18 protein-coding genes are annotated in these 18,543 nt (G+C 64.7%); 8 read left to right on the top strand and 10 right to left on the bottom strand.

What is annotated here, in order from left to right:
- Positions 1-122: 122 nt before the first annotated feature.
- The 4 genes from ACP150_RS00440 to ACP150_RS00425 all read right to left on the bottom strand — a co-directional run bounded on the left by ACP150_RS00440 (position 123) and on the right by ACP150_RS00425 (position 2,499).
- A complete protein-coding gene (locus ACP150_RS00440) occupies positions 123-713 on the bottom strand; it encodes an AAA family ATPase (protein WP_424964559.1) in 591 nt (196 codons plus the stop codon).
- Positions 697-1,362, bottom strand: coding sequence for an SDR family oxidoreductase (locus ACP150_RS00435; protein WP_424964558.1), 666 nt, complete (start codon positions 1,360-1,362; stop codon positions 697-699). The genes ACP150_RS00440 and ACP150_RS00435 overlap by 17 nt, the downstream gene beginning before the upstream one ends.
- A 2-nt stretch (positions 1,363-1,364) precedes the next feature.
- Positions 1,365-1,880 carry a DUF1178 family protein gene (locus tag ACP150_RS00430; protein WP_424964557.1) on the bottom strand — a complete coding sequence of 172 codons (516 nt, stop codon included), beginning with the start codon at positions 1,878-1,880 and terminating at the stop codon, positions 1,365-1,367.
- 202 nt (positions 1,881-2,082) lie between these two features.
- Positions 2,083-2,499 carry an NUDIX hydrolase gene (locus tag ACP150_RS00425; protein ID WP_424964556.1) on the bottom strand — a complete coding sequence of 139 codons (417 nt, stop codon included), beginning with the start codon at positions 2,497-2,499 and terminating at the stop codon, positions 2,083-2,085.
- A gap of 276 nt (positions 2,500-2,775) precedes the next feature.
- Here ACP150_RS00425 and ACP150_RS00420 point away from each other — a divergent pair, with 276 nt between their 5' ends.
- The 4 genes from ACP150_RS00420 to pqqB all read left to right on the top strand — a co-directional run bounded on the left by ACP150_RS00420 (position 2,776) and on the right by pqqB (position 5,584).
- Positions 2,776-3,330: a glutathione peroxidase gene (locus tag ACP150_RS00420; protein ID WP_424964555.1), complete on the top strand. Its 555-nt coding sequence runs from the start codon at positions 2,776-2,778 to the stop codon at positions 3,328-3,330.
- A complete protein-coding gene (locus tag ACP150_RS00415; protein WP_424964554.1) occupies positions 3,327-4,475 on the top strand; it encodes an acetoin utilization protein AcuC in 1,149 nt (382 codons plus the stop codon). Before ACP150_RS00420 ends, ACP150_RS00415 begins: the two co-directional genes overlap by 4 nt.
- Positions 4,476-4,560: 85 nt before the next feature.
- Positions 4,561-4,665, top strand: a complete 105-nt coding sequence (gene pqqA, locus ACP150_RS00410; RefSeq protein ID WP_424964553.1) for a pyrroloquinoline quinone precursor peptide PqqA — start codon at positions 4,561-4,563, stop codon at positions 4,663-4,665.
- A gap of 22 nt (positions 4,666-4,687) precedes the next feature.
- A complete protein-coding gene (pqqB, locus tag ACP150_RS00405; RefSeq protein WP_424964552.1) occupies positions 4,688-5,584 on the top strand; it encodes a pyrroloquinoline quinone biosynthesis protein PqqB in 897 nt (298 codons plus the stop codon).
- Positions 5,585-5,605: 21 nt separating this feature from the next.
- Here pqqB and ACP150_RS00400 read toward each other — a convergent pair whose 3' ends face one another.
- A complete protein-coding gene (locus ACP150_RS00400; protein WP_424964551.1) occupies positions 5,606-6,451 on the bottom strand; it encodes a LysR family transcriptional regulator in 846 nt (281 codons plus the stop codon).
- 146 nt (positions 6,452-6,597) lie between these two features.
- Between ACP150_RS00400 and ACP150_RS00395 the strand changes: the two genes are divergently transcribed.
- From ACP150_RS00395 to ACP150_RS00385, 3 genes are all read left to right on the top strand, one after another.
- The gene (locus ACP150_RS00395; protein ID WP_424964550.1) at positions 6,598-7,581 is read left to right on the top strand and encodes an aldo/keto reductase; all 984 of its coding nucleotides are present in this window, start codon (positions 6,598-6,600) and stop codon (positions 7,579-7,581) included.
- Positions 7,578-7,964: a carboxymuconolactone decarboxylase family protein gene (locus tag ACP150_RS00390; protein WP_424964549.1), complete on the top strand. Its 387-nt coding sequence runs from the start codon at positions 7,578-7,580 to the stop codon at positions 7,962-7,964. The genes ACP150_RS00395 and ACP150_RS00390 overlap by 4 nt, the downstream gene beginning before the upstream one ends.
- 453 nt (positions 7,965-8,417) lie before the next feature.
- Positions 8,418-12,029 (top strand): Ig-like domain-containing protein, encoded by a 3,612-nt coding sequence (locus tag ACP150_RS00385; protein ID WP_424964548.1) that lies wholly within the window; start codon positions 8,418-8,420, stop codon positions 12,027-12,029.
- 165 nt (positions 12,030-12,194) lie between these two features.
- Here ACP150_RS00385 and ACP150_RS00380 read toward each other — a convergent pair whose 3' ends face one another.
- The 5 genes from ACP150_RS00380 to ACP150_RS00360 form a co-directional block, all read right to left on the bottom strand.
- Positions 12,195-12,779, bottom strand: coding sequence for a cupin domain-containing protein (locus ACP150_RS00380; RefSeq protein ID WP_424964546.1), 585 nt, complete (start codon positions 12,777-12,779; stop codon positions 12,195-12,197).
- 4 nt (positions 12,780-12,783) lie between these two features.
- Positions 12,784-14,682 (bottom strand): TRAP transporter permease, encoded by a 1,899-nt coding sequence (locus ACP150_RS00375; protein WP_424964545.1) that lies wholly within the window; start codon positions 14,680-14,682, stop codon positions 12,784-12,786.
- A 5-nt stretch (positions 14,683-14,687) separates the two neighbouring features.
- A complete protein-coding gene (locus ACP150_RS00370) occupies positions 14,688-15,605 on the bottom strand; it encodes a TAXI family TRAP transporter solute-binding subunit (protein WP_424964544.1) in 918 nt (305 codons plus the stop codon).
- 215 nt (positions 15,606-15,820) lie between these two features.
- Positions 15,821-16,504, bottom strand: coding sequence for a fumarylacetoacetate hydrolase family protein (locus tag ACP150_RS00365; protein WP_424964543.1), 684 nt, complete (start codon positions 16,502-16,504; stop codon positions 15,821-15,823).
- A 211-nt stretch (positions 16,505-16,715) separates the two neighbouring features.
- The gene (locus ACP150_RS00360; RefSeq protein ID WP_424964542.1) at positions 16,716-17,378 is read right to left on the bottom strand and encodes a FadR/GntR family transcriptional regulator; all 663 of its coding nucleotides are present in this window, start codon (positions 17,376-17,378) and stop codon (positions 16,716-16,718) included.
- A 184-nt stretch (positions 17,379-17,562) separates the two neighbouring features.
- Here ACP150_RS00360 and ACP150_RS00355 point away from each other — a divergent pair, with 184 nt between their 5' ends.
- A complete protein-coding gene (locus tag ACP150_RS00355) occupies positions 17,563-18,489 on the top strand; it encodes a fumarylacetoacetate hydrolase family protein (protein WP_424964541.1) in 927 nt (308 codons plus the stop codon).
- The last annotated feature ends 54 nt before the right edge of the window (positions 18,490-18,543 follow it).

Raw genomic sequence — 18,543 nt, 5'->3', positions numbered from 1 at the left:
GCGCAGAGCGGGGGCCTCGCCTTTGTCGTGCCCTCAGCGCCGCTGGGGGATGGATCAGAGCACGGGATCGGAGCGCTCGCCGGGCCCGACCCGAGAGGACGTCGGACGCGGATTGCCCCGGATCAGCCCGAGCCGAGTACACCGCGGACGAGCGCGTCGGCGCCAAAGCGGCTGGGGACGAGGCGGCGCAGGGCGCTCATGATGGACGAGACGGATTCGTCGACCGAGAGCATATAGGTGTCGAGGTTCAGATCCGCCTCGGCCCATTCATCCACTTGCCGTGCCTGCACGCTGTTCCAGTCCGGCAGGCCCTGCATCGGGAATTCGGTCAGCCTTTTTTCGACGCGGCGTCGGTGCTCCTGCGGGTTCGAGCACTGTACATTGACCTGCACCATCGTGGCCTGACAGCCCATGGCAACGCTCATCCACGCATTGCGGGTCATGGCAATCGGGTTCACGCAATCGGCGATCACCACATGGCCGAGATCGAGGTTCGAGGTGGCCACCTGGTAGGCCACGTTGTAGCCCAGCGGGCCCACATCCGGACCCAGCTTTGCCTTTAGCGGGGCCTCGATCCGGTCGAGCACCAGATGCACCGCACTGAGCTGCGCGCTCAGGGCTTGGGCAATGGTGGATTTGCCGGTGCCCGGCAGGCCACCAAACACAATCAGGACGCCGTTTTCGGCGAGGTCGGGCTCAGTAAGGGTGCGCATGTCCATCCCAGGTTTCAAAACAACCAGTTGTCTTCAATGAAAGGGCCTCGAAACGATCCATCAGCCCGGAGGCGGCCTCCGCAGGGGCGAGCGATGCCGAAGGCCCGCCCATATCCGTCTGCACCCAGCCCGGGTGATAAATCCCGACCGCAATGCCCAATCCCTCCAGATCGGTCGCGAGATTGCGCCCGAGATTGAGAACGGCGGCCTTTGAAGCGCGATAAATGTAAGAGCGTCCCGGCGCGCGGGTATGCGATGCCATTTGGGACGAGATAATTGCGATTTTGCCTTGGCCCGATTGCTGCAATTGCGGCAGCAGCGATTGCACCGACAGGAATACGCCGGTCACATTGGTCTCGAACATCTCTGCCCACATGGCCGGAGGATAGCCCTCGGCCAGGTTTTCGAACTTGTCGAGATAGATCCCCGCATTGCAGACCAGCAGGTCCACGGCGGTGCCGTCCAGATGTTGGCTCAGCGCCGCGTGGCTCTCCGGGGAGGCGACGTCGAGCGGATGCCAGTCCACGCCCGGCAGATCCGCAGGTGCGGCACCGCGATGGGTGCCCAGAACGCGGCTGTTCCGGGCCGCCATCTGGCGCGCCAGCTCGAGGCCAATGCCGCGCGAGGCTCCTGTGATCACCGCCACCATGGTCAGTTCGACTTTGTCCGGTTCGAGAAGGGCAGGGGCAGGATCGGTACCCCCTCTTCGGCGAGGGCTTTGGCCTCTTCGGCGGAGGCCTCGCCATGGATCGCGCGTTCGGGCGCATCCCCGACAAACATCGAGCGCGCCTCGGAGGCAAATTCCGTACCCACATAATCCGAGGACGCTTCCACCTCGTCGCGCAGGCGGGCGATGGCCTTGGCGAGCGCCGTGTCCGGGGTGCTGAGCGAGGGATGCTCGGGCGTGGTGTCTGTGCCGGGCTTCGTGACGGCGCCGCCGGACTGGGGTGCCGGGCTCTCCATCGGGATATCGTCCGGGGTGGGCAGGGAAGCGCGATCGCGGGCCGGACGCACCTGCGGTGCCATCAGCGTCTTGTCCACCTCGGTCGACCCACAGATCGCACAGCTCGCCAGTCCCGCGGCGCGCAATCGGTCATATCCTTCGGCTGAGGGAAACCAGCTTTCGAAGACGTGGTCATTCTCGCATTTCAGCGTGTAGCGGATCATGAAGTCAGGGCCTACAGGACGGATGTCAGTCGTACAATTCTGCAACTCTATGCGTTAAGGTCCCCATAGCAAAGCAGGATTCTCTATTCGGGTTTTTGACGCGGCGTCCCGCCCATTTCCGGACGGGAGGGTGAAAGATCCGGCAAAGCAGCGCACGCGGTTGCGTGGGTCACCGCCCGGTCGGGGCGTCGCGCGCGGCAGATCAGTCGCGCAGATGCGTCGGGTCGAAATCGCGGATCATGTGGCGCAGCTCGGGCTCATCCACCCGCGCGGCGGCCTTCTTGCGCGAGAACCACTTGCGCTTGCGCTCGCCCTTTTCCGGGAAATCCTCGATCAGTTTGCGCACCTTGACCGGGAAGACCGCGACCACGATGGGCAACCGGTCCTGGCGATCCAGCACCTTGAGATAGGAGTAGATCCCCAGGCAGTTGAGCGAGATCCGCCCCTCGACCCCGGCCTCTTCCCAGGCTTCGCGCGCGGCACTCTCCGGGGCGGTCAGACCATCCTCGGGCCATCCCTTGGGAATGATCCAGCGGCCGGTTTCCCGGCTGGTAATCAGCAAAATCTCGGGTTTTCCCCGCACGATGCGATAGGGCAGCGCCGCGAACTGCGTGCGCACATCTCGTTTTCCGAGCCCGTTGAGTTGCAACGGGTGTTGGTTTTTTCGAACCGCAACAACCATTTATGGCTCACTTGCCTCTCACTGCTCGCATCACCCGCGTGCGATCCACGCATGTTATACCCTCAGTATAACCCCTCATGGGGTATTTCACCACAGTCCTTTTCCCGACAGCGTAACGGCTTTGTGAAATTCGATTTGAAAAACCGGGTGTTCTGGCTATTTCGCGCAAGAGGAATGGGTGGTGGCCACCTGCCGGAAACGAGGGAATTGACCATGGTGAATGCGACGGTGCGATACGGTGTCTTCGGAGCGGCGCTGAGCGTGTGTCTGGGAGTGGCGAGCGCTCTGGCCTCCCCTCCGCCCGAAGATGCGGGGCGGTTCATGTCCATCGATGGCGGGCCGCTCGATCTGAGCGCCTGGCGCGGGCGTCCGGTTCTGGTGGTCAACACCGCCTCCCATTGCGGGTTCACCGACCAGTACGAGGGGTTGCAGGCGCTGCAGGATCGCTACGGCGCAGAGCGGCTGGTCGTACTGGCCGTGCCTTCGGACAGCTTCAATCAGGAGCTCGAAAGCGCCGCCGAGGTCGCCGAGTTCTGCGAGATCAATTACGGGCTCGACCTGCCCATGACCGATATCACCCCGGTGCGCGGCCCAGATGCCCATCCGTTCTACAGCTGGCTGCAGCAGAGCGAGGGGGTCGCGCCGCGCTGGAATTTCACCAAGGTGCTTCTCGACGGCGAGGGGGGCTATGTCGCCCATTGGGGCTCGACCACCCGCCCGCTCGCCCCGCGGATCACCCGGGAAATCGATGCGCTGCTGACCCGGTGACGATCTCCCGGAGCTTGCCTGCGCCGGTCTTCATTGGCGCAGAGATCTATCGCAATTCGACCTATGGCGGCTGGCACCCGCTACGGATCCCGCGGGTCTCGACCGCGATGGACCTGTCCAAGGCGCTCGGCTGGCTGCCGCGGTCGCAGTTCCGTGTCTCGCCCCGGGCCAAGCCTGCGGCGCTGCATCTCTGGCATGATCCGGCCTATGTGGCCGCTCTGGTGGCGGCCGAGGCGGCCGGGGATGTGAGCCCGGAGATCCGCAGCCGCCACAATCTGGGCACCCCGTCAAACCCTGTCTTTCCAGAGGTTTATCGCCGTCCGGCCACGGCGGCTGGCGGGTCCATGCTCGCCGCTGCGATCCTCGGGGCGGGGCCGGGCGTGGTCTATCACCCGGCGGGCGGGACCCATCATGGCCTGCCGGATCGGGCCAACGGGTTTTGCTATCTCAACGACCCGGTGCTGGCGATCCTGTCCCTGCGCCAGGCGGGGCTGCGACGCATCGCCTATGTGGATATCGACGCCCATCACTGCGACGGGGTGGCCGTGGCCTTTCGCGGCGATCCCGAGACGCTGATGCTCTCGGTCCATGAGGAAAAGCGCTGGCCCTTCACCGGCGGGCTCGACGAGACCGAGGCGGGGGCGGCGGTGAACCTGCCCGTGCCGCGTGGCCTCAATGACAGCGAGATGACGGTGATCCTCGAGGATCTCATCCTGCCAGTGGTGGCACGGTTCGCGCCCGAAGCGATCGTGCTGCAATGCGGGGCCGATGCGGTGGACGAGGACCCGCTCTCCCGGCTTGCGCTGTCGAACAATGCCCATTGGGACGTGGTCGGCGCGCTGGCCGGATTGACCGAGCGCTACCTCGTGCTGGGCGGGGGCGGGTACAATCCCTGGACGGTCGGGCGGCTCTGGGCCGGGGTCTGGGCGACCCTGAACGGGCATGAGATCCCCGATCATCTGCCCGCCGAGGCGCAGGCGGTGCAGCGCGGGCTCAGCTGGGCCGGGACCAAGATGTCCCGGGTGCCCGCCGAGACCCTGTTCACCACCCTGCGCGACGCGCCACGCCCCGGTCCGGTGCGCGCCGAGATCACCGAGCGGGTCGCCCATCTGCGCGCCCGGCGACTGCGCCCGCAGGCGGTCTGACCGCTCCGCGACCATGGTCCTATGTACGTATGGGGGTGTTTTGCGGAAGGTATGTCGCGAACATGAAGGCCCTGGAGGATACATTATGGCTTGGACGAAACCCACATTGCGCGAGATCGAGTGCGGCATGGAAATCAACATGTACGGCCCGGACAATGATCGTGACGACGAAGGCCGCGATCTGTTCTGAGTAATGGACTGCGAGCTCGGACATGACGTTCCGCGCGAAGATCTTGGGGGCGGCTGCCGACGGCGGCCTCCCCCAGTGGAATTGCGGGTGTGAGAATTGCAACCTCGCCCGTGCAGGCGACATCCCCTCTCAGACACAATCCTCGATTGCCGTCAGCGCGACCGGTCGCGACTGGGCGATCCTGAACGCATCCCCCGATATCCGCACGCAACTGGCGGCCACGCCGGAGCTGCATCCCACCGACCTGCGCGCGCTGCCTCTGCGCTCGGTGCTCGTGACCAATGGCGATATCGACCATGTGGCGGGCCTGCTCACCCTGCGGGAGCAGCAGCCCTTCGACCTTTTTGCGAGCGCCGAGATCCATGGCGTGCTCGATGACAACCCGATCTTCGCGGCGGTGAACCCTGCCGTGGTGCCGCGCCGCGTGATCCGGCTGGGCGAGGCCTTTGCGCTGGTCGAGGGGATCGAAGCGACGGTCTTTGCGGTGCCGGGCAAGGTGCCGCTCTATCTCGAGGGCGAGGACGTCGCCACCGACCTGGAGGGCGAACAGACCGTGGGCGTGCATCTGCGCTGCGGTGCGCAATCGGTGTTCTACATCCCCGGCTGCGCCCTGATCCGTCCGGACCTCGCCGACCGGCTGCGCGGGGCGGATATCGTCTTTTTCGACGGCACCCTGTGGCGCGATGACGAGATGCTGCTGCAGGGGCTCAGCCAGAAGACTGGACAGCGGATGGGGCATATGTCCATGGCAGGGACCGAAGGGTCGATGGCGGCTTTTGCCGGGCTCGGGGTGAAGACCAAGGTCTATGTCCACATGAACAATTCGAACCCGGTCCTGCGGCCGGACAGCGCCGAACGCGCCGCGGCCAAGGCCGCAGGCTGGACCGTGGCCGCCGATGGCATGGAGTTCCGGCTCTAACCCTCGGGCGACGGGGCGGGATCACCCGCTCAGATCGCCGCGACGATCCTCGACCAGAGCGCGCAGAAAATCCGCGACGGCCCGGACCCGGCGCGTCTGCAGCAGGTCGGAATGGGTCACCAGCCAGATGGTTTGGTCCAGACCGAGATCCCCGTCGAGACAGATGAGCCCCCGGGGGCGGGCGAGGAAATGCGGCAGGATGGCGAGACCGAGCCCGGTGGCGCAGGCCGTCAGTTGCGTGGCAAGCGACGTGGTCGCGAGGGCCGGGGCCCGACCCTTCAACACCCGCTCGACCCATTGCGCGGCGGGCAGGTGCGCATAGGCATCCGTCCAGCCGATCAGGGCGTCCTGATCGAACCGGCTGGCATCGGCGGGGGCGGGGCGCGCCGCCATGTACTCCGGTGCGCCATACAGCCCGAAGCCCAGACGCCCGAGCCGCTGCAACGAGACATTGCCGCGATCCGGTTTCACCATGCGCAGGGCGATATCCGCATCGCGCCGATGCAGGTTCACCGTGGCCACATCGGTCACGATCTCCAGCGACAAGAGCGGGTAGTCCGCCCGCAAGCGCCCCAGCGCCGGCAGGATAAGCCCAGTCGCGAGGTTCTCTGCCGTGGCTAGACGCACCACGCCCGAGACCGCGGTGTCCCGCCCGAGACCGGAGGTCAGCGCGAGGGCGCTCGCCTCCATCTCTTCGGCACGGGGGATCAGGGCCGCGCCATCCTCGGTCAGCCGATACCCCGACTGGTGCCGGGCAAAGAGAGGGTGCCCCACCGCCGCCTCCAGCCGTTCGATCCGACGCGAAACGGTGGCGATCCCGACCCCCATCTGCCGGACCGCACCGCTCAGCGTGCCGGCGCGCGCCACGGCGAGAAAGGCGCGGATGTCGTCCCAGACCAGATCCTCTGTGCCGTGCTTTCCGATTTTGGAAACTCCCTTGCCGGTTTCGTCGATATGTATCGCATTCCGGAAATGCCATCTCTCAAACGGGACGGCAAGCGAAGGAGACCACCATGAAGAGACGCACCCTTGGACACGGATTTGACGTATCGGCCATCGGCCTCGGCTGCATGGGCATGAGTGAATTCTATGGCCCGCGCGACGATGCCCGCGCCCTCCGGGTGCTGCATGAGGCGGTCGCGCTTGGGATCGACTTTTTCGACACGGCGGACATGTACGGTCCGCACCACAACGAGGAGCTGCTGGGCAGATTCCTCGCCCAAACGGAGAGCCGCCCGAAGATCGCGACCAAGTTCGGCATCGTCCGGCGGCCCGGGGAATATCGCCGAAGCCTCGACAACCATCCGGATTATGCCCGCGCCGCCTGCGAAGGCTCGCTCAGGCGGCTGGGCATCGAGCGGATCGATCTCTATTACGTGCACCGGGTGGACCGCGGCCAGCCGATCGAAGAGACCATGGGCGGCCTCGCCCGGCTGGTCGAGGAGGGCAAGATCGACCGGATCGGGCTCTGCGAGGTGAGCCCTGATACGCTGCGCCGGGCCCATGCGGTGCATCCGGTCACGGCGGTGCAGACCGAGTACTCGCTCTGGTCCCGGGGGCCCGAGGCGGAGGTGCTGCCCACTTGCCGGGAACTGGGGATCGGGTTTGTGCCCTATTCGCCGCTGGGGCGCGGCTTCCTGACCGGGCGGTTCCAGAGCGATGCAGAGTTCGCGGACGGAGATTTCCGCAGCGCGCTGCCGCGGTTTCAGAGTGACGCGGTGCGCACGAACAAGCGCATTGCGGACCTTGTCGGCCAGATGGCCGGCCGGATCGGGTGCAGCCCGGCGCAGCTGTCGCTGGCCTGGCTTTTGGCGCAAGGGGAGGATCTCGTGCCCATCCCGGGAACCAGGACGCTGGATTACCTGCGCGACAATGCGGCCGCCGGGGCGATCACTCTGGACCCGGCCGATCTCGCGGCGCTGGAAACCGGCCTCGCCGCTCTGCCCATCATGGGCGCGCGCTATACCGACGAAGGCATGAAAGGCGTCGACGCATGAGCCGCGAGGCTGCGCCTTTGCCGCGGGCGATGGACGTGCTGGGCCAACTGGACGCCTCCGCGCCCGAGGCCGTGCGGGCTCGGCTGGAGTCTCTGGCGCCCGAGGCCGCCGAGATCATCATGGGCTACGCTTTCACCGATGTGCTCGGTCGCGCGGGGCTGGACCTGCGGACCCGCGAGATGCTGACCGTGGCAATGCTGTCGGCCATGGGCACCGCTCCGGATCAGCTGGCGTTTCACATGCGCGCGGCCCGGGCGACCGGAGTGCGCCGGGACGAGATCGTTGAAATCGTATTGCAGGTTTCGGTCTATGCCGGAGTGCCCGCCGCAATGAATGCGGTGACAGCGGCGCTCGCGGCCTTCGACGATCCGGACGAGAGCTAGAGGTTCCTCTTCCCGCCCCGCTGGGCCGCTGGATCGCGGCCCGCCGCACCACCGTTGCACCCTTGATGCGGGGTGCAGTCACGCAGGCCGAAACCCTGCGAAAGGCCCTCGGTTCCGCGCCGCAATGCAGGTTCGGCGCGCTGCGTCAAGGACCCGAAATGCATCAAACCAGCAGGTTAACGCCACGGATTTGGCGAAGCTTTGCCCAAAAAAAGTCCCAACCTCCACAGAGATGATTAAGCGAATACAGTGCCCCTCCATACCGGGTTCTGGATGCGTCAGGATGGGGTTTGTCCGTCACGCCCCAGCATTCGAGCCCACGCGAAACACCAGGCACTCGACTGAAAAGAGGCGTTGATGTCCTATACCGATCCGAGACAAAACTCTGAAAATTTTGATGCAAATTCAGAGGATTTGTCCACGCATCTCTCTACCTGCACCTGTCCCGCCTGTATGGCGGAGGATCGGTTTCAGGACGATCTGGAACGCGCGGGCAATCCCACGGATGGCAGCACCGGCTCGGCCGGTGAGACCGCGACGCTGCAGGAAATGGCCGACTTTCTCGAGGTTGGCTATTGGGGCAACGGGACAGGTCTTCGCCACAATGTTGGCACAACCGGGCCCGATGCCAATAACGGGGTGCTCTATTACAACGTGACCGGCTACGGCCCGCTGACCTATGGTGGCGGGAGCGATGCGGACGGTGTCTCAGAGGAGCGCGCAGAGCTGATCCGCGATGTCTTCGACGTCTACGAACAGGTGCTGGGCATCCAGTTCATCGAAACCACGAGCACCGATGACAGCGTCGTCGATTTCTTCTTCTCGGACAATCAAAGCGGCGCCTTTGCGGGCTCGACCCGCTTTAGCGACGGCACGATCTATTACTCCTATATCAACATTGCCGAGAGCTGGTCTGGCGGCACCTCGACCTATGACGATTACACGCTGCAGACGATCTTTCACGAGGTCGGCCACGCGCTCGGCCTCGGGCACCAGGGCCCCTATAACGGCAGCGCGAATTACAGCGACGACGCGATCTTCGAGCTGGATAGCTGGCAAGCCTCGATGATGTCCTACTTTTCGCAGACCGAGAACTCGGCCGTTTCGGCCAATGGCGAGTTCCTGCAGACCCCCATGGCGGTGGACTGGCTCGCGCTGGACAGCATCTATGGCGCGCAGGGCTACGGGGTGTCGAACGCCTTCACCGGCGACACGGTCTACGGATTCAACACCAATATCTCGGCCAGCGAGAGCCGGATCTGGAATGACTATGCCAGCTATGCCAACCGCACGGCCTCGACGATCATCGATGCGGGCGGGATCGATACGCTGGATTTCAGTGGCTACAGCGCCAACCAGAAGATCGACCTCACGGTCCAGACCGCAGACCAGACCTATCAGAACAGCTCGGATATCGGTGGCCGCACCGGCAACCTGACCCTCGCGATCGGCACGGTGATCGAGAACGCGATCGGGGGCGCGGGCAATGACCGCTTCATCGGCAATGACGCCGACAATGTGTTCGAAGGGGGCGCGGGCGACGATAGCTTCATCGGTCAGCTCGGCAATGACGTCTTCCACGGCGATGCTGGCTTTGACACGGTGATCTACAATTTCGAGTTCAGCTTCTACAGCTTCTCGCTGATCGAGGATGCGATCCAGGTGATCGGCGAGGGGATCGATTTTGTCTATGACACGATCGAAAGCTTCGAATTCGTGGATATCACCTACAGTTTCTCGGACATCTTCGATCTGTTCGGCAATCAGGCCCCCATGCCCGCGGATGACAGCGCGACCGTGGACGAAGACGCGCCGCTCATCCTAGCAGTGCTGGGCAATGACGTGGATCCCGAAGGCGATGCCCTGACCATCACCGAGATCAATGGCGCGGCCATCGCCACCGGCGAGAGCGTTGATCTGGCCTCCGGCGCGTCGGTGACGCTGAACGCGGACGGCACGCTGAGCTACGCCCAGAACGGCGCCTTTGATGCCCTGAACACCGGCGAGACCGGGAGCGAGAGCTTTACCTACACGGTTTCCGACGGCAATGGCGGCGCGGCCAGCGCGACCGTGGATATCGCCATCGAGGGGGCGGATGACGACCTGTCGGATGGCCCCATCGGTCAAAGCGGCACCGTCACGGTGGCGCAGAGCGGCTCGGGCCAGTGGCACAGCGTGACCTTCGACACGGCGATCAGCAATGCGGTTGTCGTCATGGGACCGCTCTCGACCAATGACGCCGAGGCCGCGACCACCCGTGTGCGCAATGTGACCGAGACCGGGTTCGAGTTTCAGATCGACGAGTGGAACTACCTCGACGGTGTGCATGGCGCGGAAACCGTCAGCTGGCTGGCCGTGTCCGAGGGCACCCATACCCTGAGCAATGGCAAGACCCTCGTGGCGGGCACGCAGAGCGTTGGCACGGGCTTTGCCTCCGTGTCTTTCGGGGCGACCCTGGACACGTCGGTCGTGTTGGCGGAGGTTACCAGCGTCAACGAGGCGGATGCGGTGACCAGCCGGATCCGGAATGTGGACGAGACGGGTTTCCAGGTGCAGATCGAAGAGGAAGAGGCTCTCGGCTCCCATGGGAGCGAAACCCTCTCCTGGATCGCAGTGGAAACCGGGGTCGGGGCAGGGCTCGACGTGGTGCGCACCGCCGATCAGCTGGACCACCAGATCGACAGTTTCCAGTTCAGCGCGAGCTTCAGCGATGCGCCGGTGCTTCTGGCCGATATGCAATCGGTGGATGGGGGCGATACCGCGACCCTGCGCTTGGCCGGGCTCGACGCGGAGGGCGTCTCGCTCTTTGTCGAGGAGGAGCAATCGGGGGATGCGGAGGTCCGCCACACCACCGAAACCGCGGGCTATGTGGCGCTGGAGGGGGGGCTGCTCTATGCGGCACCCAGCGACAACATCGCGCCTGTGGCGGTGGATGACACGGCCCGCGTGGCCGAGGATGCGCCGCTGGTCCTGACGGTGCTGGCAAATGACGGTGATGCGGATCTCGACGGTCTGACCATCACCGAAATCGAGGGCCAGTCGATCGGGGTCGATGGCTCGGTCACCCTCGCCTCGGGCGCGACCGTGACTCTGAATGCCGACGGCACCCTGAGCTACGTGCAGAATGGCGCATTTGATGCGCTCAATTCCGGCCAAACCGGCGCAGAAAGCTTCTCCTACACGGTCACGGATGGCCGGGGTGGGGTGGCCTCCGCACAGGTGGACATCACCATCGACGGGTCGGGCGGCACGGGCGAGGATGGCCTGATCGGGCAGAGCGGGACGGTCACCGTCGCGCAATCGGGGTCCGAGCAATGGCACAGCGTGACTTTCGATGCCGAGATCGCCGACGCGGTCGTGGTCATGGGGCCGGTCTCTTTCAACGGGGGGGACCCGGCGGTGACGCGGGTGCGCAATGTCACGGAAACGGGGTTCGAGTTCCAGATCGACGAATGGAACTATCTCGACGGGACCCATACGACCGAGACGGTCAGCTGGCTCGCGGTCTCCGAGGGCACCCATACCCTGTCCACCGGGCAGACCATCGTGGCCGGGTCGCAGAATGTCGGGACGAATTTCACCGATGTGAGCTTTGGAACCGCGCTGGGCGAGGCCGTGGTGCTGGCCGAGGTGACCAGCGTCAACGAGGACGATCCCGTCACCACCCGCATCCGCAACGTGGACGGGTCCGGCTTCGAAGTGCAGATCGAAGAAGAGGAGGCGCTTGGCCCCCATGTGCCGGAAACCGTGTCGTGGGTTGCCATCGAAACCGGCACTGCCAGCGGGCTCGACGTGCTCCGCACTCCGGATCAGTTGGACGAGAACGTCGACACCTTCGCGTTCAACACAAGCTTTGACGCGGCCCCCGTTCTGCTGGCGGATATGCAGACCACCGATGGCGGGGACACGGCTGCCTTGCGGATGACCGCGCTGGATGGCGACAGCGTGTCCCTCTTCGTCGAAGAGGAGCGGTCCGCCAATTCCGAGGTCGGACATACGGATGAGATCGCGGGCATCGTGGCGCTGGAGGCCGGGCTGATCTACGAGGATGCCTTCCTCGCATAGGGCGGCTGCGCCAGATGCGGCGAAACCATTCGGGATCTTTTGTGTCGCTTGGCCCGGGCCGCATGGCCCGGGCGCATCTTCCGACCCGCGCCGTGGTGCCGGACCAGCCCCTCGGAAGGGTCCGGTTTCGCCCTCTGAGTTCTCCGCATGCGGGGAGGGGCTCTACTAGCCGCGCGCCGGTTTGCCCTTGGCTTGTGCGGCGGGCGCATCGCGCTGGGTCACCCCATCGATCAGGACAAAGGCGATCACACAGGGCTCCGTCCCGCGGTTGGACCAGGCGTGGTTGTTGCCGCGCTGGATCAGGACATCCCCGGCCTTGAGCAGGAGGTCGTCCTCCTCCTCATCCATCATCATCCAGATCTCGCCGGACAGAACGATGGCGTAGTCGAGACTGTCGGTGCGGTGCATGAAGGGATGCCGTGAATCCTCTACGATATTCGCGCTGGCCCCCATCTCGCCAAAGGCGGATTTGCCGTCGAGCGTGGCCAGCACCTCGGGATCCTCGGGCAGGAACTCCACGCAGCGAAAGGTGGATCCCATCGGGGGCGGGTGCAGGACGAAATCCCCAGTGCAGGTCTCGGTCGGGCCGTCATATTCTGCCGGGCTGCCGCGCTCGATCCAGAAATTCGTCAACCGCACGCCGGGCCGGTTCGGGCGCTCCAGGTACTGGGTCGCGGTCTCGTCGCTGACCACCACTGCCTTGCCGGTGGCATCATGGCCGGTGACCACCCGGCGGAACTCTCGTGCCATGGTTCTAGATCCTTTGAACATGTGAAGGGGCGCGGCGATCCAGAACGATCACCGCAGCAATCAGGCACAGGCCGAGCGCGGCTGTGGCCCAGCCCTGAAACAGCAGGCAGCCGCCCGCGAGCCCGGCCAGAAGGCGCGGCACCGGCCCGAGGGGCCGGGACAAGCAGCCGATCACGGCCACTGCCACCGCGCCGATCCCGGCAAATCCGGTGACGATCGCGGCGAGATTGTCGACCAGCCCGCCCTGCAGGGTCAGCGCGGGGGCAAAGACGAAAGCGAAGGGCAGCACGAAGCTGGTGATCGCATAGGCCGCCGCCGTCCAGCCGACCTTGTTGATATCCGCACCCGCAATCCCCCCCGCCACATAGGCGGCCAGCGCCACGGGCGGTGTGATCGTCGAGATGCAGCCGTAGTAGAAGACGAAGAAATGCGCCGTCAGCACGGGCACGCCGAGCTTGACCAGCGCCGGGGCCACGACCGTCGCAAGGATCAGGTAGGCCGCCGTGGTGGGCAGCCCCATGCCGAGGATGATCGAGGTGATCATGGTGAACACCAGGGCGAGAAAGAGCCAGCCGTTCGAGCCGGTCTCGATCAGCAGCGCGATTTTCGATCCCAGCCCGGTGATCCCCAGGGTCCCGGCGATGATCCCTGCGGCCGCGCAGGCCGCCGAGATCGTGATCACCCCTTTCGCGCCCTCCGAGATGCCTCCGGCAATGCGCGCGACAAAATCCGCATCGAGCCGCCGCCGCACAAGGATGTCCCCGATCAGCAATGCGCCCATGGCCCAAAGCGATGCCTTGAAGGGCGTATAGCCCCAGAGCATCAGCGCGATCAGCGTGCCGAAAGCCGCCATGAAGGGCAGCCCGTCCCAGAGCACGCGGCCAAGGCTGCGCCCGTCGCCGGTGCCCTCGCTCGACGGGGCCAACCCGGACTTCACGGCCTGCAGGTGCACGATGAAGAAGGCAGAGGTGAAAAACAGCAGTGCGGGCAGGATCGCCACCGCCATGATCGATGTGTAGGGCACGCCCACGATTTCGGCCATGATGAAGGCCGCGGCCCCCATCACGGGGGGCATCAGCTGCCCGCCGGTGGAGGCGACCGCCTCGACCGCCCCGGCCTGATGGGGTTTGTAGCCCTCGCGCTTCATGATGGGGATCGTGACGACCCCGGTCACCGCCACATTGCCCGCCGCCGAGCCCGAGACCATCCCGATCAGTGTCGAGAAGAGGACCGCGGATTTCGCCGAGGCTGCACGCAGCCCCCGGGTCAGTCGCATCGAGATCTCGAAGAAGAAATCACCCGCCCCGAACCGCGAGAGCAGCGCGCCGAAGATCGTGAACACGATGATATAGGTCGCTGCCACCCCCACCGGGATGCCGTAGATCCCCGCCGTATCCGTGGTCAGGAAGATCACCATCCGTTCGAGCGAATAGCCGCGCCCGTTCAGCACACCGGGCAGATAGGGGCTGAGAAAGGCGTAGGAGAAGAAGGCCAGGGCGATCCCCGCAAGGATCAACCCGATCCCTCGCCGCGCGGCCTCGAACACCACGATCAGCAGGACGAGCCCGGCCCAGAAATCCCCCGGCTCGGTCAGCCCGCCGCTGAAGGCAATTGCCTTCCAGCGGGTCAGCATCCACCACGAGGCCGCGAGGGTGGCAGCGATTAGCACCCCCGAGAGCACCATGTTCCAGCGCGTCCCTGCCAGACGCGCGGTCATAGGTTTGGTGGCAAAGAGCAGCGAGAAGGCGAGCGCCACATGAATGATGCGCATCGGCAGTGTCGAGAGGGAGATCAGTCCCGACACCACCGCCAGATGAAAGACACCGAGCCCGAACGCCGCGACCAGCAACACGCTGTTCCCGGTCAGCGCGCCTTTCCAGCCCGGTGCATGCGCCTGCGTCACGCCGTTTACTGTCCGAAGTAGCGCGCCGCGCCTTCATGCAGATCGATGGCCAGCGATGTGGACATGGCCGGATCGATCTGCCGGGCATTGGCGTTTTCGGCCTTGAACTCGTCGAGATGCTCGAAAACCGCGCGGGCGATGGCCTCGACCACATCCGCATCCGTGTCCGAGGGCACGACCAGCATGTTGTTCACGCCCAGAACCGCGCCATCGGACGGGGTGCCATAGACATCTGCCGGAACGGTGACGGCACTATAGGCGGCGTTCTTGCTGATCGCCTCGTCCAGCTTGCCCTCCGAGAAGCGGATGAACTTGAGGTCCGCCCCGGCCGTGGCCTGCATCACCGCACCCGCGGGATAGCCCGACAGCGCTAGGGCTGCATCCACATTGCCGTCGGTCAGCTGGCTGAACCCATCGGAATAGCTCAGAAAGCTCGGCGTGAAATCGTCAACGCTCATGCCATGCATCGGCAAGAGGAAGTTCAGGAAGCCGAGCGTCCCGCCGCCCGCTGGGCCTACGGCGACCCGTTTGCCCTTGAGATCCTCGAAGGTCTCGATGTCCGAGCCCTCCAGCGTGATCATGTGCAGGATCGACGGGTGCAGGGCCGCCACGGCCTTGAGGTCGATCGCGCCCGAGCTGTAGGGGCCTTTGCCCGCTACGGCGAGCTTGGCCAGATTGTTGTTCGTGATGGCGATTTCGACCTCGCCGCTGTCGATCAGCCGCGGGTTCTGGACCGAGCCGCCGGTGACGACCGGCACCATCGAGATGTCACCCCCGGCGTATTTGTTGACGAGGTTCGAGATGGATTGGCCCATCGGGTAGAACGCGCCGCCGAGGCTGGCCGTCCCGATCCGCATCTCTTCTGCCGCGCCGGGCAGGGCTGTCACCGCCGACAGCGCCGCTGCAAGAATAAGCTTTCGCATGATCTCCTCCTCCCTATGGATATGATCAAAAGTATCGGTGAAAATAGTCCACGTCTACATTTATCGATTTTTTATCGCTGAAACTGCAAAATCGATTATGTGTGCGCTGCCAAGGGCGCAGGGGCGGTGCCGCCCCGCACGGGGTTCGGTGGTTGGGCGCGGATGCCCCCGCGCGCCCGATCACAGGGGATCGGACGCCGAGGCGCGCAGGCGTCTTATACCACGGTGACGGTCAGCGATCCGACCCCATCGATGGTCGCTTCCATCACGTCGCCCTTGACCACAGCATTCACGCCAGAAGGGGTCCCGGCCATGATCACATCGCCCGCCTGAAGCTCGAAATACTCCGAGAGATACGAGATCATTTCCGGCACCTTCCAGATCATCTGGTTCAGATCGCCCTCCTGACGGATCTCTCCATTGACGACCAGCGCCACGCGCCCCTGATCCGGGTGCCCCACCTCGGAGACCGGCAGGAGCGGGCCGACCGGCCCGGACCGCTCGAAGGCTTTGCCGATTTCCCAGGGGCGACCCATCTTCTTCATCTGGCCCTGCAGGTCGCGACGGGTCATGTCGAGCGAGACCCCATAGCCCCAGACATGATCCAGCGCTTCCTCCAGCGCGATATTCGTGCCGCCGGATTTCAGCCCGACCAGAAGCTCGACCTCGTGATGCACATCGGAGGTATGGGGCGGATAGGGGAACTCGCCGGACGCGTCGAGATTGTTGGGGTTCTTTTGAAAGAAGAAGGGCGGCTCGCGATCCGGATCATGCCCCATCTCGACAGCATGGGCCGCGAAGTTGCGGCCGATGCAATAGACCCGCCGAACCGGGAAACGGCCACCATCGCCGGTCGGGATGGTATGCACCTGGGGTGCAGGGATGACATGATCGGACATTGCTTTCCTCCTGAGCAAGAACAAGAAACGCGCCCGGGCTGCTCGAGCCGGTCCGGGACGATCCCGACCGCCGCCAGGGCGATGGGGCGCGTGGACCCCGGGGACGCGCCCCGGTGTCTAAGCCTGATATGTAGAAGAACAGAAGTGTTCCGAGCCCAACCATTTCCTGAATTGGTTGACGGTCACCGCTGGCCGGATCCGCGCCATCGCCCTAGTCGTGCGGAAAGCGCGAATAGACCGACTTGAGATGCACGGTCATGGCCCGCGCGGCGAAATCGCCGTCGCCCGAGACAATCGCCGAGACAATGGCGTCATGCTCGCGGAAGCTGGAATAGCCCGGATGCGGTTTGTCCGTATCCCGTTTCTGGCCCCAGACGATAGAGCGTCGCACGGAGTTAAGAGTTTCGAAGAAGTAGAGAAAAAGCTGATTGCGCGCGGCGCGGGCAATCGCGTGATGCAGGTTGTTGTCCCAAGCCTCATAGGTCCGCCAGTCTTCGGATGTGCGGCAGCGATCGGCGCAGAGCTCCATTCGCTCCTGATCGGCGGCTGTCGCATGGCGCGCGGCCAGACGGCTCAGCTCCGGCTCGATGGTGAAGCGCACCGCGACCACCTGTTCCGGCGTGACCAGATCGCGCAGGAAGAGAACATCGTCGAGATTGAGGATCGGGCGGGGCCCGACATAGGTGCCGCGCCCCACATGGCGCCAGATCAACCCGCTTTTTTCCATCTCTGACAGGGCGTTACGCAAAGAATGCCGCGACACGTCCAGCGTCTCGCACAGATCCCGTTCCGGCGGGAGACGGTCGCTCAGCGTGTAGCCCTTGTCCGTGATCAGGTCTCGTATCCGGCCGACGAGTTCCTTGGATTGCGTCACTCAATTTCACCCAATTGCCATATTGGTTGGTTGCGCGAGAGCATATCTGCGCTCCTTATCAATGCACAGAAGTTGTTCTGCGGCCCAGAGGAAAACCGCGTTTTGGGGGCCCGATCCGACCATGGATGGGGCAGGGGAAACGCGCAGGAAACACCGCAGACCCGTTCTTTGGGAGGAGAATGGCATGAAACTCGCGACCCTCGCCATGGGCGAGACCCCTTTGGCTGTTGTCTTGTTGTCCAATGGGTCGGCCCTGCAGATTGCAGCCACCACCCGGGATATCCCGGGGGCCGCCGGCGCAGCTCTGCGCAGTGGCAACCTGCAGGCCCTGATCGATGCCGGACCCGAGGCGCTGGCCGAACTCAAGCGCATCGTGGATGAGGCGGAGGCTGGTGGGCACGCAGAGGCGGTCGTCTCGGCGGATCACCCGTTCCTCGCGCCGCTCCATGCGCCGCGCAAGAACATCTTCTGCGTCGGTCGGAACTATGCCGAACATATCGCCGAGGGCGAGCGGGCGCAGAAGGCCAAGATCGGGATCACCGATCATCCGGTCTATTTCACCAAGCCTGCCACGGCGGTTGTGGGCCATGGCGGGGACGTGCTGATCTTTCCGGCGGTCTCGGAGAAGATCGATTACGAGGTCGAGCTGGCCGTCGTGATCGGCAAGGCCGGGCGCGACATCCCCAAGGAGCGCGCCTTTGAGCATGTCTTCGGCTACACGATCCTGAATGACATCACGGCCCGCGACGTGCAGCGGCGCCATGGGGGGCAGTATTTCAAGGGCAAATCCCTGGATGGCTCCTGCCCGATTGGGCCGTGGATCGTCACCGCCGACGAGATCAGCGACCCGCAGAACCTCTCGATCAGCCTGTCGGTCAACGGCGAGGTGCGTCAGGACGGGCGCACCCATGACATGATTTTCGACATCCCGACCCTGATCGCCTCTCTGTCCGAGGGGCTGACGCTGGAGCCGGGGGACATCATCGCGACGGGCACCCCGTCGGGCGTGGGCTACGCGATGGACCCGCCGCAATACCTCAAACCAGGCGACACCGTGGTCTGTCAGATCACCGATATCGGGCAATTGAAGAACACAGTGCGCGTTGCATGACGCACTGACACGGCCGTTGGGCATGACGGCCATATCTGGACCAACTTGGAGGAG

This window comes from Dinoroseobacter sp. S375, assembly GCF_049800775.1.
Lineage (GTDB): Bacteria > Pseudomonadota > Alphaproteobacteria > Rhodobacterales > Rhodobacteraceae > Dinoroseobacter.
The sequence above is the reverse complement of the archived record's forward strand: the minus strand, read 5'-3'. Positions and strand labels throughout refer to the sequence as shown.

Coding starts and splice junctions, on each gene's coding strand:
- ACP150_RS00385 (WP_424964548.1), top strand. CDS start 8,418: ATGGCGGAGGATCGGTTTCAGGACGATCTGGAACGCGCGGGCAATCCC.
- ACP150_RS00370 (WP_424964544.1), bottom strand. CDS start 15,605: ATGCGAAAGCTTATTCTTGCAGCGGCGCTGTCGGCGGTGACAGCCCTG.
- ACP150_RS00430 (WP_424964557.1), bottom strand. CDS start 1,880: ATGATCCGCTACACGCTGAAATGCGAGAATGACCACGTCTTCGAAAGC.
- ACP150_RS00365 (WP_424964543.1), bottom strand. CDS start 16,504: ATGTCCGATCATGTCATCCCTGCACCCCAGGTGCATACCATCCCGACC.
- ACP150_RS00435 (WP_424964558.1), bottom strand. CDS start 1,362: ATGGTGGCGGTGATCACAGGAGCCTCGCGCGGCATTGGCCTCGAGCTG.
- ACP150_RS00380 (WP_424964546.1), bottom strand. CDS start 12,779: ATGGCACGAGAGTTCCGCCGGGTGGTCACCGGCCATGATGCCACCGGC.
- pqqB (WP_424964552.1), top strand. CDS start 4,688: ATGACGTTCCGCGCGAAGATCTTGGGGGCGGCTGCCGACGGCGGCCTC.
- ACP150_RS00420 (WP_424964555.1), top strand. CDS start 2,776: ATGGTGAATGCGACGGTGCGATACGGTGTCTTCGGAGCGGCGCTGAGC.
- ACP150_RS00355 (WP_424964541.1), top strand. CDS start 17,563: ATGAAACTCGCGACCCTCGCCATGGGCGAGACCCCTTTGGCTGTTGTC.
- pqqA (WP_424964553.1), top strand. CDS start 4,561: ATGGCTTGGACGAAACCCACATTGCGCGAGATCGAGTGCGGCATGGAA.
- ACP150_RS00390 (WP_424964549.1), top strand. CDS start 7,578: ATGAGCCGCGAGGCTGCGCCTTTGCCGCGGGCGATGGACGTGCTGGGC.
- ACP150_RS00440 (WP_424964559.1), bottom strand. CDS start 713: ATGCGCACCCTTACTGAGCCCGACCTCGCCGAAAACGGCGTCCTGATT.
- ACP150_RS00395 (WP_424964550.1), top strand. CDS start 6,598: ATGAAGAGACGCACCCTTGGACACGGATTTGACGTATCGGCCATCGGC.